Source organism: Streptomyces sp. NBC_01288 (genome assembly GCF_035982055.1).
In the GTDB taxonomy this organism is placed as follows: Bacteria; Actinomycetota; Actinomycetes; order Streptomycetales; family Streptomycetaceae; genus Streptomyces.
The window spans coordinates 2,111,778-2,126,756 of the sequence record NZ_CP108427.1 but is presented as its reverse complement, the minus strand read 5'-3'; the positions used below and the strand labels follow the sequence as shown (position 1 = coordinate 2,126,756).

Sequence of the window (14,979 nt, the reverse complement as noted above, 5' to 3'; positions counted from 1 at the left end):
CCGGGAACCCGCCCGCCCGTCGCTGACGTGCCCCACGGCGAGGACCGACCGACCGATCCGCGGGGGAGAACGCCGATGTTTCCGAATCCGGGCCAGCAGGCCGCCCAACAGGCCGCACAACGCGGCGCCGAGCAGGCGGCCCGACAGGCGGCACAGGACGGCATGCGCGCGGCCCAGATGGGCGCCCGCCGCACCCACTCCGGCCGCGGCGGCAGCCTCCTGTCCTTCCTCCTGCTCGTCGCCGTGGGGGTGTTGGTCGCCCGCGACCCCGAACTCCGGTCGTCCGTCCTGCAGTTCGTCCACCACGTCGTGAACGTCGTCCAGAGCCGGACCGACAGCTCCTGACCTAGGCCATCGCCGCCAACTGCCGTGCCGGCACCCGGAACAGGCGCCGGGCCTCGTTGCGCAGCCGGGATGCCTCGGGCTCGGCCTCGGCGTCCAAGAGGGACGCGAGGGCCGGGATCCGACCGACGGCTCCTGGCCTACGCGGTGGCCGCATCCCGGCGCCGGCACCGCCAACTGCCGTGCCGGCACCGGGGAACAGTCGCCGTGCCTCCTCGTGCAGCCGGAGTGCCTCGGGCTTGGCCTCCGCGTCCGCGAGGGACGCGACGGCCGGCGCCCGACCGACGGCCCTTGGCCTACGCGGTCGCCGCCCCCGGCGCCGGGACCGCCAACTGCCGTGCCAGCCATGTCGGTACGCCCCCGAGCAGCCGGAACAGGCGTCGCGCCTCCTCGCGCAGCCGGGACGCCTCCGGTTCGGCCTCGGCGTCCGCGAGGGAGGCGAGGGCCGGGGCTGTGCCGACGAGGTAGCCCAACTCCTCGCGGATGCGGAGGGATTCGGCGAAGCCGTGGCGGGCCTCCGCCAACTCGCCGTCGCGCAGCGCGAGTCCGGCCAGGTGGCGGTGGGTGAAGGAGAGGAGCAGGGGGTCGGTCTGGTCGGCGGCGGCCGCGTGGGCACGCCGGTACGCGGCCCGGGCGGCCTGCGGGGAGCGTGCCAGGTTCTCCGCGACCAGCCCCCGCCGGAAGTCCAGCAGCGCCCGCCCCGCACCGTTCGGCGGGATCAGCGCCGCCGCCCGCCCGAGCGCGGCCCGCGCCTCGTCGGCCCGGTCGCGGACCGAGTGCAGCGTGGCCGCGTAGGCGAGGTATCCGCGCTCGCAGGCCGCCGCGCCCCGCTCGTCGTCGCTGTGGGCCAGCGCCTCGGCCGTACGCAGCGCGTCGTCGGCGTCCTCCCAGCCCTGCTCGGTGTAGAGACACCGCTCCACGAGCAGCGCGGTCCGCTGGAGGGCCGGTGCCGCGGTGTCGGGCCGCAGCAGCGCTGCCGCGTCGACCCAGCAGGCCCGCGAGCGCAGCCGCCACACCGCGGTCTGGAGGGGATCGTCACCTTCGGTCGTTCCGTGTCCAGACATGGCGGAATGCGCCACGTTGCCCTCCCCGAGCACACCATTGAGCTGTTGAGTGGTGGCATCTCAGCACGGATCGTAGGGCCCGGCCAAGAGGGTGGGTGAAAGAATTCACAAAGTCGTGGGATCTTCGGGTCAGCTCATCCGCAGTGCCAGGAAGAAATCCAGCTTGTCCTCAAGGCGCGAGAGGTCACGACTCGTCAACTGCTCGATCCTGCCGACCCGGTAGCGCAACGTGTTGACGTGCAGGTGCAGCCGGGTCGCACAGCGCGTCCAGGAACCGTCGCACTCCAGGAACGCCTCCAGCGTCGGGATCAGCTCCGCGCGGTGCCGGCGGTCGTAGTCGCGCAGCGGGTCGAGGAGACGCGCGGTGAAGGCCCGTCGTACGTCGTCCGGCACGAAGGGGAGGAGGAGGACGTGCGAGGCCAGCTCCTGGTGGCCCGCCGCGCACACCCGGCCCGGCCTGGCGGCGGCGACCCGCCGCGCGTGCCGCGCCTCCTCCAGCGCCCCGTGCAGCCCCTCCGCCGAGTGCACCGCCGCGCTCACCCCGAGCGTGACCCGCCCGTCGCCGTCGAGCCCGGCCGACAGCGGATCCCGTACGGCCTCCAGCAGCACGTCCGCGTGGATGCCGGACTCGGAGCCGTCGTGCTCCGCCGACACCGCGGGCAGCGGTACGAGCGCGATCGCCTCGTCGCCCGTGTGGGCCACGGCGATGCGGTCGGAGGGCTCGGGGCCCGTCGTCAGCGGGTCGACCAGGATCTCCTCCAGGAGCGACTGGGCGACCGGGCCGGCCTCCATGTCTGCGCCGTCCCACTCGACCCGGGCCACGACGACCTGCCAGTGCGGGGCCGCCCCGAGCCCGGGCAGCAGCACGGGAGCGGCGACCCGTAGGCGGGCGGCGATCTCGGCCGGTGCGGCGCCCGTCTGGACCAGTTCCAGGACTTCCTGCGCGAGCCGTCTGCGGACCGTGCGCGCCGCGTCCCGCCGGTCCCGCTCGACCGCGATCAACTGCGTGACGCCCTGCAACAGGTCGAGGCGCTCGTCCGGCCAGTCCCCGGCGTCCGCCTCGACCGCGAGCAGCCAGTCCGACAGCACCGTCTCGCGCACGTCCCGCGAACCCTGCGCGGACCGCCCGCCGCCACGGATCGGGAACAGGGAGTACGTCGAGCCGCCCAGCGCCAGCCGGTGCGGCCCCCGGCGGCCCGTGCGGGCGGCGGCCAGCTGCTCGGCGGCCAGCTTCGCGCACACGTCGACGGGCAGCGCCGGCCCCGACACCTTCGAACCCGCGATGAGCCGCCCGGTCGGCGACAGCACCCACGCCCGTAGATCCAGGTCGGAGCCGAGCAGGTCCAGGACCACGTCCGGGCCGCCCCCCGCCGGACCCGAGGTCATCATCCGGCGGTGCCGGTCCACCACGGCCGCGAGATCACCGGCCCGCTCGCCGGACACCTGCCGTACGACATGCTCGGTGATCGTCGCGAACGCCACCGACTCGTTGACCGCGAACAGCGGCAGCCGGTGCCGGGCGCAGGCCTGAATCAGGTCGTCCGGGATGTTTCCGAGCTCGGCTTCGCCGGCCGCCAGCGCGGCCACCCCGGCGGACACCAGGAGCCGTACGAACGGCTCGGTGTCGGAGGCGTTCTTGCGCCAGGCCAGGCCGGTCAGGACCAGCTCGCCGCCCGAGAGGTAGCGGCTCGGGTCGCGCAGGTCGGTGGTCATCACCCCGCGGACCGTGCGGTCCAGCTCGTCCTCGCCGCCGAGCAGCCGCAGCCCCAGCGCATCGGTGTCCAGAAGTGCGCGCAGCCGCATCGCCGTCGCCGCCGTTCTTTGTCTAGAAAACTACGATGAACCAAGAGGTGCTGTGGGTGCGGGGCCGTGCGGGGCTGTTTCCCGCGTTTCCACAGGGAATCGGAGGGGTTACTGATGACCTCTGTTCATATGAATCTACAAGATGCCCGCGCTGGCCAGCCAACTCCTTCATGGTTTCCGTGACTGACCCGCTCCGCGCACGGCGCTGTGTACTGACCTCACGCTGCATTAACAGCACATGAACGAGCCGGACCCGCCGCACACGAACTGGCTTGATCCGTACGACCCACGAGACGAAGAAGAGAGCCGGTCATGGACTTCCTTCGCCCCGCCAGCTGGGAGGAGGCGCTCGCCGCCAAGGCAGAGCACCCCACCGCAGTACCGATCGCGGGCGGCACCGATGTGATGGTCGAGATCAACTTCGACCACCGCAGGCCCGAGTACCTGCTCGACCTGAACCGCATCGGCGACCTCTACGAGTGGGAGGTCGGCGCCGACAGCGTGCGGCTCGGGGCCTCGGTCCCGTACACCCGGATCATGGAGAACCTGCGCGGCGAGCTGCCGGGCCTCTCCCTCGCCTCGCACACGGTCGCCTCCCCGCAGATCCGCAACCGCGGCGGCGTCGGCGGCAACCTCGGCACCGCCTCCCCGGCCGGCGACGCCCACCCCGCGCTCCTCGCGGCCGGCGCCGAGGTCGAGGCCGAGTCGGTGCGCGGCACGCGGCTCATCCCGATCGACGAGTTCTACACCGGCGTGAAGCGCAACGCGCTCGCCCCCGACGAACTGATCAGGGCCGTGCACATCAAGAAGGCGGACGGCCCGCAGCAGTACTCCAAGGTCGGCACCCGCAACGCCATGGTCATCGCCGTCTGCGCCTTCGGCTTCGCCCTGCACCCGGCCACCCGCACGGTCCGCACCGGCATCGGATCGGCCGCGCCGACCCCCGTCCGGGCGAAGACCGCCGAGGAATTCCTGAACGCGGCGCTCGACGAGGGCGGCTTCTGGGAGAGCGGCAAGATCATCACGCCGTCGGTCGCCAAGCAGTTCGCGGACCTGTGCGCCGCCGCCTGCAACCCGATCGACGACGTCCGGGGCACCGCGAGCTACCGCCGCCACGCGGTCGGCATCATGGCCCGCCGCACGCTGACCTGGACCTGGGAGTCGTACCGCGGCACTGACGGCCGCTCCATCGAGAAGGGGAGTGTCGCCTGATGCGCGTCAATTTCACGGTCAACGGCCGCCCGCAGGAAGCGGACGACGTGTGGGAGGGCGAGTCCCTGCTGTACGTGCTGCGGGAGCGGATGGGCCTCCCGGGTTCGAAGAACGCCTGCGAGCAGGGCGAGTGCGGTTCCTGCACCGTCCGCCTCGACGGCATCCCGGTGTGTTCGTGTCTCGTCGCGGCCGGGCAGGTCGAGGGTCGCGAGGTCGTCACGGTGGAGGGGCTCGCGGACTACGCGCGGCAGCGGGGAGGTGGGTCGGGAAAGTGTGACACTTCTGCGAAAAGTGACACACTTTTCCAGGGAGGGTCCCCGGCCCGGCAGCCCGGGCCGACCGACTCGCAGACCGGCGAGGGCACCCAACTCGCCCCCATCCAGCAGGCGTTCATCGACGCCGGCGCCGTCCAGTGCGGTTTCTGCACCCCTGGTCTCCTCGTCGCCGCCGACGAGATGCTGGAGCACAACCCGACCCCGATCGACGCGGACATCCGCGAGGCGCTCTCGGGCAACCTGTGCCGCTGCACCGGCTACGAGAAGATCATGGACGCGGTACGCCTGGCGGCCGCCCGGCAGGGAGAGGCGGTCTGACATGTCTGTCAAAGGCGCCCCCATCGGTACTCCCACCAAGGTCACCCAGGGTTCGAAGACCAAGGGCGGCATCGGCGAGTCCACGCTCCGCCCGGACGGCACCCTCAAGGTCACCGGCGAGTTCGCGTACTCGTCCGACATGTGGCACGAGGACATGCTCTGGGGCCAGATCCTGCGCTCCACGGTCGCGCACGCCGAGATCGTCTCCATCGACACCGTCGAGGCCCTGAAGACCCCGGGCGTCTACGCCGTCATGACCTACGACGACCTGCCGACCGACGTGAAGAACTATGGCCTGGAGATCCAGGACACCCCGGTCCTCGCGCACGGCAAGGTCCGCCACCACGGCGAGCCGGTCGCGATCGTCGCCGCCGACCACCCGGAGACGGCCCGCCGCGCCGCCGCGAAGATCAAGGTCGAGTACCGCGAACTCCCGGTCATCACCGACGAGTTGTCCGCGACCGCGCCGGACGCGATCCTCATCCACGAGGGCCGCGACGACCACCACATCGGCCATGTCCCGCACCCGAACATCGTGCACCGCCAGCCGATCGTGCGCGGCGACGTGGCGGCCGCCCGCGAGCGCGCCGACTTCATCGTCGAGGGCGAGTACACCTTCGGCATGCAGGACCAGGCGTTCCTCGGCCCGGAGTCCGGACTCGCGGTCCCCTCCGAGGACGGCGGCGTCGACCTCTACATCGCCACCCAGTGGCTGCACTCGGACCTCAAGCAGATCGCGCCCGTGCTCGGCCTGCCCGAGGACAAGGTCCGTATGACGCTCTCCGGCGTCGGCGGCGCGTTCGGCGGCCGCGAGGACCTGTCGATGCAGATCCACGCCTGCCTGCTGGCCCTGCGCACCGGCAAGCCGGTGAAGATCGTCTACAACCGCTTCGAGTCCTTCTTCGGGCATGTCCACCGCCACCCCGCCAAGCTCTACTACGAGCACGGCGCGACGAAGGACGGCAAGCTCACCCACCTCAAGGCCCGGATCGTCCTGGACGGCGGCGCCTACGCGTCGGCCTCTCCGGCGGTCGTAGGAAACGCTTCGTCGCTCGGCGCCGGACCGTACGTGATCGACGACGTCGACATCGAGGCCATCGCGCTCTACACCAACAACCCGCCCTGCGGCGCGATGCGCGGTTTCGGCGCGGTCCAGGCGTGCTTCGCCTACGAGGCCCAGATGGACAAGCTGGCCGACAAGGTGGGCATGGACCGGGTCGTGTTCCGTCAGCTCAACGCGATGGAGCAGGGCACGATCATGCCGACCGGGCAGCCGGTCGACTCCCCGGCACCGGTCGCCGAACTCCTGCGCCGCGTCAAGGCGATGCCCATGCCGCCCGAGCAGCAGTGGCTCGCGGCCGGAGAGGCCGCCGACGTACGGCAGTTGCCGGGTGGCCTGTCCAACACCACGCACGGCGAAGGCGTCGTACGAGGGGTCGGTTACGCGGTCGGCATCAAGAACGTCGGCTTCTCCGAGGGCTTCGACGACTACTCAACGGCCAAGGTCCGCCTGGAAGTTGTCGGCGGTGAACCCGTCGCCGTCGTGCACACCGCGATGGCGGAGGTCGGCCAGGGCGGAGTCACCGTCCACGCGCAGATCGCCCGCACGGAGCTGGGCGTCACGCAGGTGACGATCCACCCGGCGAACACGCAGGTGGGCAGCGCCGGTTCGACCTCGGCCTCACGGCAGACGTACGTCACCGGTGGCGCGGTCAAGAACTCCTGCGAGCTGGTCCGCGAGAAGGTCCTGGAGATGGGCCGCCGCAAGCTCGGCACCTACCACCCGGCCTGGGCCAGCGCCGAACTCCTCCTGGAGGGCGGCAAGGTGGTCACCGATGGCGGCGAGGTCCTCGCCGATCTGGTCGACGTCCTCGAAGGCGAGACCGTCGAGATCGAGGCCGAGTGGCGGCACCGCGCGACCGAGCCCTTCGACCTCCGTACCGGACAGGGCTTCGGGCACGTCCAGTACACGTTCGCCGCGCACCGCGCCGTCGTCGAGGTCGACACCGAACTCGGCCTCGTCAAGGTCATCGAACTGGCCTGCGCGCAGGACGTCGGCAAGGCGCTCAACCCGCTGTCCGTCATCGGCCAGATCCAGGGCGGTACGACCCAGGGTCTCGGCGTGGCGGTCATGGAGGAGATCATCGTCGACCCGAAGACCGCGAAGGTCAGGAACCCGTCCTTCACGGACTACCTCATCCCCACGATTCTCGACACCCCGACCATTCCGGTCGATGTGCTCGAACTCGCCGACGAGCACGCCCCGTACGGGCTGCGCGGCATCGGCGAGGCCCCCACCCTGTCGTCGACTCCGGCCGTCCTGGCGGCAATTCGGAACGCGACCGGGCTGGAACTGAACAGGACACCGGTACGCCCGGAGCACCTCACGGGCACATGACCTTTCGAGGTCCCAACCGGTGACGCCCTGGGGGGAGTTGGTCCCCCCTGGGCCCCCATTGTTCGTCTCGGGCCGTCCCCCGGGTCGTCCATCCCAAATCCCGCGCGCCGCCGAGGCGGCCGACGGGTGCCCCTGTGAACCTTGGGAGATGGCCCCATGACCCAGCAGTCAGTGGAACCCAGGACCGCCGCCGAGGACTCGGGTGAAGGAACCCGCGTCCCGGCCGGCCGGTCCTGGCTCGACCGGTACTTCCACATATCCCGGCGGGGATCGACCGTCGCGCGTGAGGTGCGCGGCGGAGTCACCACCTTCATGGCGATGGCGTACATCCTGCTGCTCAACCCCCTGATCCTGTCCGGCAAGGACGTCGCGGGGGACACGCTCGGCCAGAAAGGGCTGATCACCGCGACCGCGTTCGCGGCGGCCTTCACCACCCTCCTGATGGGCTTCGTCGGCAAGGTGCCCCTCGCCCTCGCCGCCGGCCTCTCCGTCTCCGGTGTGCTCTCCTCGCAGGTCGCCCCGCAGATGACCTGGCCGCAGGCGATGGGCATGTGCGTGATGTACGGCGTGGTGATCATGCTGCTCGTCGTCACCGGCCTGCGCGAGATGATCATGAACGCGATCCCGCTCGCGCTGAAACACGGCATCACGATGGGCATCGGCCTGTTCATCGCGCTCATCGGCTTCTACAAGTCCGGCTTTGTGCACCAGGGCAAGGCGACCCCGCTCACCCTCGGCCCGGCGGGTGAACTCGCGGGCTGGCCCGTCCTGTTGTTCGCCGGGACCCTGCTCCTGATCTTCATGCTCCAGGCCCGCAACATGCCCGGCGCGATCCTCATCGGGATCATCACCGGCACGGTCGTCGCCGCGATCCTGAACGCCGCCGGGGTCATCGCCCCCAAGCAGTGGGCCAGCGGCTCCGCCCCCGAACTGCACGGCAGCGCGGTCTCGATGCCGGACTTCTCGCTCTTCGGCCATGTGGAGTTCGGCGGTTGGGGCAAGGTTGGCGCGATGACGGTCGGCATGATCGTGTTCACGCTTGTCCTGGCCGGCTTCTTCGACGCGATGGCCACCATCATCGGCGTCGGCACCGAGGCGAACCTCGCCGACGCCAAGGGCCGGATGCCGGGTCTCTCGAAGGCGCTGTTCATCGACGGCGCCGGCGGCGCGATCGGCGGCGTGGCGGGCGGCTCCGGCCAGACCGTCTTCATCGAGTCGGCGACAGGGGTCGGCGAGGGCGCCCGAACGGGCCTCGCCTCGGTGGTCACCGGCCTGTTCTTCGCCGCCTGTCTCTTCTTCACCCCGGTCACCGCGATCGTCCCGCAGGAGGTCGCGTCCGCCGCCCTGGTCGTCATCGGCTCGATGATGCTGATGAACGCCCGGCACGTGGACTGGGCCGACCGGGCCACCGCGATCCCTGTCTTCCTGACGATAGTTGTGATGCCGTTCACCTACAGCATCACCGCGGGCGTCTCCGCCGGAGTCATCTCGTACGTCGCCATCAAGGCCGCCCAGGGCAAGGCGCGGGAGATCGGCGCCTTCATGTGGGGGCTGACCGTCATCTTCCTCGTCTACTTTGCCCTCAACCCTGTCGAGAGCTGGCTGGGCGTGCACTAGCCCCCCCAACTACCCTTCCCCGCAACCTCGTTAGGAGACCGAGATGCTGGACATCGCCGAAGAGCTGCACCGGTGGGTCGAGCAGGGCCGCGACTTCGCCGTCGCCACCGTGGTGGCCGTCGGCGGCAGCGCGCCCCGCCAGCCCGGCGCCGCCCTCGCGGTGGACACCGACGGCACGGCGATCGGCTCGGTCTCCGGGGGCTGTGTGGAGGGCGCGGTCTACGAACTGTGCCAACAGGCCCTCGCGGACGGCGAAACCGTCCTGGAGCGCTTCGGCTACAGCGACGAGGATGCCTTCGCCGTCGGCCTGACCTGCGGCGGAGTCATCGACATCCTCGTCACACCGGTACGGGTCGGCGACCCCGCCCGACCGGTGATCACCGCCGCCCTCTCCACCGCGACGAGCGGCGGGGCGGCGGCCCTGGCCCGGGTCGTCTCCGGCCCAACTCACCTGCGGGGCCGCGCGCTTGTCGTCCACCCCGACGGTTCCTACGACGGCGGGTTCGGCGCCCACCCCGAGCTGGACCGCACGATCGCCGCCGAGGCCGGCGCCCATCTGGACGCGGGCCGCACAGGCACGGTCGAGATCGGCGAGCAGGGCTCCCGCTGCGGGGCCCCGCTCACCGTCCTGGTCGAGTCCTCGGTCCCGCCACCCCGGATGATCGTGTTCGGCGCGATCGACTTCGCCTCCGCCCTGGTCCGCGTCGGCAAGTTCCTCGGCTACCACGTCACGGTGTGCGACGCCCGCCCCGTCTTCGCCACCCGGACCCGCTTCCCCGACGCCGACGAGATCGTCGTCGAGTGGCCCCACAAGTACCTCGCCCGCACGGACGTCGACGCCCGCACCGTCCTGTGCGTCCTCACCCACGACGCCAAGTTCGACGTACCCCTGCTCCAGCTCGCCCTGCGCCTCCCGGTGGCGTACGTCGGCGCGATGGGCTCCCGTCGCACCCACCTCGACCGCAACGAGCGCCTGCGTGAAGTCGGCGTCACGGAGCTGGAGTTGGCGCGGCTCAGGTCCCCGATCGGGCTCGACCTCGGCGCGCGTACGCCCGAGGAGACGGCCCTGTCGATCGCGGCGGAGATCGTCGCCAACAGGCGTGGCGGCAGCGGCAGTTCACTCACCGGCGCACACACGCCGATCCACCACGACGCGACGTCGCTGCCCGCCCGACGGATCGGGTCGGTGGCCTGAACGGCGCGGCTCAGCGCGTCGCGGGCGGTCGTACGGAGAAGGCCGTGTCGCCCGCCACGGCCACGAGCGCGTCCTTGACGAGCAGGACGTACGGGGTGGTGTCGTCCGTCGAGTCACCGGCGTTCGACAGCGCGGACGTACTCCACTCGACGGCTCCCGTGCTCCGGTCCAGGGCGAGCAACCGCCCGAACCGGTTCGCGAAATACAGTCTGTCGAACTTCGCCGAGAACACCGGCGTCGACAGGTTCTCGGTGTCCGTCCCCCGCTGCCACAGCCGCTTGCCGTCGGCCGCGCGCACGGCGGTGACCGTGCCGTTCGGGCGGACGAAGTAGATGACGCCCTTGACGAGGGTGGGCGTACCGCGCGAGGTGCCCGGCAGCGGCACCCGCACGCTACCTCCGGCGGGGTCCACCTCTTCCAGCGCGGTGTACGGCTGGTCCTCGCCGCTGGCGAAGTAGCCCTCCGCCAGCTTCGGCACCGCGAACAGCAGCCGCCCGTCGAGCATGCCCAACGGCATCGCGCCCGTGGGGAGTTGGGCGATCTCCTTCGCCGTGCCGGTCTTCGCGTCCAGACGCAGCAGGCTGCGGCCGCCCTTGGAGGGATCGTCCATCGGCTCGCACAGGGCGTAGGGGGCGCCGCCCAGCACGGTCGGGGTGCAGGCGGTGCCGGTCGTCGACTTCGCGGCGGCGGTCCACAGTTGGTGGCCCGACCTGTCGTAGGCGACGAACCGCGTCGCGTTCACGTCCATCGCCAGGACGCCGCCGTCGAACAGGACGGCGTTGCGGTCCTCGCTCACCGGGTGCTGCCAGAGCCGGGTGCCGGTCTTCGCGTCCAGGGCGACCAGGCGGCGGGCGATGTAGGTCTGGGACGAGTCCGGTTTGACGTAGGTGTAGAGGCGGCCGTCCCGGACGCCGACGGGGCGCGCGGTCTCCGGGCTGGTGCCCGAGCGCCAGCCGACCCGGCCGGAGGCGGCGTCGAGCGCGGTGACCGTGAAGCCGGTGCCGGCGCAGTACACGGTGCTGCTCCCCGCCACACACCCGGACTCGCCGTAGTCGAGGGGTTCGCCCGTCTTGCCGGTGACCAGGCTCGACCGCCACGGCTGCCAGCCGGTGGGCAGCGCCATGGCCGCGGTGGACGTGGACGCGGCCGGTGTGCCGGTGTCCGTGGTGCGGTCCGACATCCAGTGCAGGGTCGTCAGACCGAGCGCGCCGACGGCGACCGCGGTGGCCAGAGCGATGGCCAATCGCCTTGCTCTGCGCGGGCGTTGGCTGTCGGGGTGGACGGTCTCCGGAGCGGCGGGGTGGGGACGTGGTGCCTGGGGAAGGTCCGCCACCACGGTGGGCCAGGACCCCGCACCGGACTCGGAGCCGGACTCCGAATCGGGCAGGTCCAGCAACATGCCGTGCAGCTCGGTCAGTTGGGGACGGGCCGCCGCGTCCTTGTCCAGACAGCGTTCGGCGATGCTCCGCAGCGGCTCGGACACACCGTCCAGCCTCGGCTGCTCGTACATGACTTGATAACCCGTCAGGTACGGGCTGGCGCCGTCGAAGGGACGGTTGCCGGTGGCCGCATAGACGAGGAGCGAGCCGAGCGAGAAGACGTCGGAGGCGGCGGTGACGTCCCGGGGCGCGGCGAACTGCTCGGGAGACATGAAGGGCGGGGTGCCGATCAGACGGCCGGTGACGGTGAGGGATTGGTTGTCGGCGGCGCGGGAGATGCCGAAGTCGATGACGCGGGGGCCGTCCTCGGCGAGCAGCACGTTGCTCGGTTTCAAGTCCCGGTGCACGACGCCCGCTTGGTGGATGTCCCGCAGCGCCTCGACCAGTCCCAGGGCGAGCGTGCGCAGGGCGCGGCCCTCCAACGGGCCGCCCCTCTCGACGACTTCGGCCACGGTGGGGCCGGGGACGTAGAGCGTGGCCATCCAGGGCAGTTCGGCGTCCGCGTCGGCGTCCACGACAGGCGCGGTGAAGGCGCCGCTCACCCGGCGGGCCGCCGCGATCTCCTGCCGGAACCGTGCCCGGAACTCCTCGTCCAGCGCGTACTGCGCGTGCACGACCTTGACGGCGACCTGCCGTCCCGAGGCCGACCGCCCGAGATACACGACGCCCATCCCGCCGCTGCCGAGCCGGTCGACCAGCGCGTAACCGCCGATCGACTCCGTGTCCCCGGGGCGAAGCGACATGTCGCCGGTCACCTTTCCTGTTTCCCGTGCCCGGAAGGGCCGTCCAGAGCCATCACACTAAGGTCCATCACCCTAGGCCGTTCGTTCCGCTCACCGGGCATCGGCCTCGGGGCACCCGGAAATGAGTTGCGGGGCCGGAGCGCCCCCGTCTTCCATGGCCCCATGGTGTCCACCGACCGACTGCTCGCCTTCGCGGCCCTGTCCTTCCTGCTGATCATCGTCCCCGGCCCCAGCGTGCTGTTCGTGATCGGACGGGCGCTGGCCCACGGCCGCCGGGCCGCGCTTACCACCGTCGTCGGCAACACCCTCGGCGCCTACCTGCTCGTCGTGGCGGTCGCGCTCGGCGTCGGTTCGCTGGTGGAGCGCTCGGTGCTCGTCTTCACGGCACTGAAGCTCGCCGGCGCCGCGTACCTGGTGTACCTCGGGGTGAAGGCGTGGCGCCAACGCGGCTCCCTGCGGGCCGCGTTCGCCGGTGAGGAGGCCGCTCCGCACAGCGGGCTGCGCACGCTGTGGGAGGGGTTCGCCGTCGGGGTGGCCAACCCCAAGACCATCGTGTTCTTCGCCGCCGTACTGCCCCAGTTCGTGGACCGCGAACAGGGCCATGTGACAGGGCAGATGCTGCTCCTCGGCCTCGTCTTCAACCTCATCGCCGTGGCCTCGGACAGCGTGTGGGGACTGGTCGCGTCCACGGCCCGGGACTGGTTCGCGCGCTCGCCCCGCCGACTGTCCGCGGTGGGCGGGGTCGGCGGGCTCACGATGATCGGCCTGGGCGTGACGGTCGCGGTGACCGGCCGCAAGGACTGACTCCGTAAGCACTCAAGACCTCAAGACCTCAAGACCTCAAGACCTCAAGACCTGAAGACCTGAAGGACTCAAGGACTTGGAGGACTGACTTCGTAGGGACCCGACCGCGCTACGACCGTCTCAGCAGCCCGTTCACCGCCCGCCCGAACATCGACCGCGCGGCCCACCGCAGCGGCCGGTCGAAGAGGCGCGGCAGGAAGCGGACCGCCAGCTCCTCCTCCCACACCACGCGGCTACGGCCCCCCGGCCCCGGCCGGACCTCGATCTCCGCCCAGCCGGTGACGACCCGCCCCCGCTTCTCCAGACGGACCAGACCCGGCTCGTCCTCCGTCGGCGGGCGCCACACGGTGACCTCCATCCGGTCGTCGAAGCCGAGCGGGCCGAGCCCGGAGCGGGCCACGAAGACCGTGCCCTCACCGGTCGGCGGAGGAGTGACCACGGTGACCCTGGTCAGGGGGACGACATCGGCGTGGCGTGGCCACTCCGTCAACCGGCGCCACGCCTCCTCAAGGGGAAGGGGGGCCGTGCGTTCGAGACGGAAGTTGACCATGTATGGATCGTAGAGAACGCTTCTTGATCGGCGATACTTTCATCGGCGGCTCACACCCATGGCCTAGCGGTTCATAGGTACGCAGACGTACACCCGACAGCCGCCCCGAGTTTCCCCGCGTCCAGGCCGGAGCGGGCGCCTCCCCCCTACGCTCTGTCCCATGGGCGGGCATCCCGCCTGCCCGCAGGGGGAGTTGGTCGTCATGCCACTGAAGGCCTACGGCGTTCTGATCACGCGCGCGGTGGACACCAGGCGCGAGGGCGCCGCCGGGACACCGCACTACCAGATCCATCTCACGGACGACTCGGGCACACATTTCCGGGCCGCGGTCAACGTCCTGTCCGCCGAGCAGCCTTCCGAACTGCTCTATCTCGTCAGCGAGGACTTCCAACACCCGGTCACCGCCCGGCTGGAGGGCCTCCCGAGCGGCTGGAACACCCTGCTGCCCGGACCCGGCGGCCCGAACCTCGACTTCGTGCGCGGCAACCTCTTCGACCCGGCGCAACTGCGCACCCTCCCGCCGGACGCGAGCGGCCCCGACAACGACCTCGCCGACCTCCTCGACCACTACGTACGACGCGCGGTGGACGACCCGGACGCCCGGCTGTACGTCTTCGGCGAGCGTTTCGGCCCCGAACCGACCGTCAAGGACAAGGTGTTCGGCTTCCTGCCCGGCAACGGCGTCCACGACATCCACATGAACCAGGGCAACAGCCGCCGCTTCAGCGGCGACGACGGGGTCTGGCAGGACGGCGGCCTCCTCATCCACTTCCCGGCACAGTCTCGCTGGGTCGGTATCTTCCTCGCCTTCCAGAGCCAGTCCTGGCACACCGACGACACCACCGGCCACACCCTGGAGGACACCGACGGTTCGCGCCCCGACCCCGGCAGCCGGCCCGTCCGGATCGTGGCGGCCCTGGTCAACCCGCGCGGCCCGGCGCCCGAGCCGGAGAGCGTCACGCTCCTCAACGCCTCGCCCGATCCGCTCGACCCGACCGGCTGGCGGGTACGGGACCGGCTCGGCCACTCCTGCGCGGTACCGCCCGGCCCCCTCCCCCCGGGCGCCACTCTGCTCGTCCCGCTCACCGACGGCGTCCAACTCGGCAACCAGGGCGGCGAGATCACCCTCCTCGACGCGAACGGCCTCAAGGTCCACGGCGTTTCGTACACCGCCGACCAGGCCGCACGGGAGGGCTGGACGGTCGTCTTCTGACCAACT

Annotated in this window: 13 protein-coding genes; 8 read left to right on the top strand and 5 right to left on the bottom strand. The window is 71.2% G+C overall.

Annotation, left to right across the window (positions count from 1 at the left end):
* Window positions 1-75: 75 nt before the first annotated feature.
* Window positions 76-345 carry a hypothetical protein gene (locus tag OG194_RS09330; protein WP_327400382.1) on the top strand — a complete coding sequence of 90 codons (270 nt, stop codon included), beginning with the start codon at window positions 76-78 and terminating at the stop codon, window positions 343-345.
* Between the two features lies 1 nt (window position 346).
* On the opposite strand, the gene OG194_RS09325 is transcribed toward OG194_RS09330, so the two are convergent.
* The 3 genes from OG194_RS09325 to OG194_RS09315 all read right to left on the bottom strand — a co-directional run bounded on the left by OG194_RS09325 (window position 347) and on the right by OG194_RS09315 (window position 3,209).
* Window positions 347-499, bottom strand: a complete 153-nt coding sequence (locus tag OG194_RS09325; RefSeq protein ID WP_327407431.1) for a hypothetical protein — start codon at window positions 497-499, stop codon at window positions 347-349.
* A 139-nt stretch (window positions 500-638) separates the two neighbouring features.
* Entirely contained in the window at window positions 639-1,406 is a 768-nt protein-coding gene (locus OG194_RS09320) for a hypothetical protein (RefSeq protein WP_442811516.1), read from the bottom strand.
* Window positions 1,407-1,535: 129 nt separating this feature from the next.
* On the bottom strand, window positions 1,536-3,209 hold the full coding sequence (locus OG194_RS09315) for a PucR family transcriptional regulator (RefSeq protein WP_327400380.1): 1,674 nt from the start codon (window positions 3,207-3,209) through the stop codon (window positions 1,536-1,538).
* Between the two features lie 312 nt (window positions 3,210-3,521).
* On the opposite strand from OG194_RS09315, the gene OG194_RS09310 reads away from it, so the two are divergent.
* From OG194_RS09310 to OG194_RS09290, 5 genes are all read left to right on the top strand, one after another.
* Window positions 3,522-4,421, top strand: a complete 900-nt coding sequence (locus OG194_RS09310) for an FAD binding domain-containing protein (protein ID WP_327400379.1) — start codon at window positions 3,522-3,524, stop codon at window positions 4,419-4,421.
* The gene (locus OG194_RS09305; RefSeq protein ID WP_327400378.1) at window positions 4,421-5,014 is read left to right on the top strand and encodes a (2Fe-2S)-binding protein; all 594 of its coding nucleotides are present in this window, start codon (window positions 4,421-4,423) and stop codon (window positions 5,012-5,014) included. The genes OG194_RS09310 and OG194_RS09305 overlap by 1 nt, the downstream gene beginning before the upstream one ends.
* A gap of 1 nt (window position 5,015) precedes the next feature.
* Window positions 5,016-7,412 carry a xanthine dehydrogenase family protein molybdopterin-binding subunit gene (locus OG194_RS09300; protein WP_327400377.1) on the top strand — a complete coding sequence of 799 codons (2,397 nt, stop codon included), beginning with the start codon at window positions 5,016-5,018 and terminating at the stop codon, window positions 7,410-7,412.
* A 156-nt stretch (window positions 7,413-7,568) separates the two neighbouring features.
* A complete protein-coding gene (locus tag OG194_RS09295) occupies window positions 7,569-9,029 on the top strand; it encodes an NCS2 family permease (RefSeq protein WP_327400376.1) in 1,461 nt (486 codons plus the stop codon).
* 43 nt (window positions 9,030-9,072) lie between these two features.
* Window positions 9,073-10,224: an XdhC family protein gene (locus OG194_RS09290; RefSeq protein WP_327400375.1), complete on the top strand. Its 1,152-nt coding sequence runs from the start codon at window positions 9,073-9,075 to the stop codon at window positions 10,222-10,224.
* A 10-nt stretch (window positions 10,225-10,234) separates the two neighbouring features.
* Here OG194_RS09290 and OG194_RS09285 read toward each other — a convergent pair whose 3' ends face one another.
* The gene (locus OG194_RS09285) at window positions 10,235-12,406 is read right to left on the bottom strand and encodes a protein kinase domain-containing protein (RefSeq protein WP_327400374.1); all 2,172 of its coding nucleotides are present in this window, start codon (window positions 12,404-12,406) and stop codon (window positions 10,235-10,237) included.
* A gap of 162 nt (window positions 12,407-12,568) precedes the next feature.
* Here OG194_RS09285 and OG194_RS09280 point away from each other — a divergent pair, with 162 nt between their 5' ends.
* Window positions 12,569-13,210 (top strand): LysE family translocator, encoded by a 642-nt coding sequence (locus OG194_RS09280; protein WP_327400373.1) that lies wholly within the window; start codon window positions 12,569-12,571, stop codon window positions 13,208-13,210.
* Between the two features lie 109 nt (window positions 13,211-13,319).
* On the opposite strand, the gene OG194_RS09275 is transcribed toward OG194_RS09280, so the two are convergent.
* Entirely contained in the window at window positions 13,320-13,760 is a 441-nt protein-coding gene (locus tag OG194_RS09275) for an SRPBCC family protein (protein WP_327400372.1), read from the bottom strand.
* A 202-nt stretch (window positions 13,761-13,962) separates the two neighbouring features.
* On the opposite strand from OG194_RS09275, the gene OG194_RS09270 reads away from it, so the two are divergent.
* Complete coding sequence (locus OG194_RS09270; RefSeq protein WP_327407023.1) at window positions 13,963-14,973, top strand: DUF2278 family protein; 1,011 nt, start codon at window positions 13,963-13,965, stop codon at window positions 14,971-14,973.
* The last annotated feature ends 6 nt before the right edge of the window (window positions 14,974-14,979 follow it).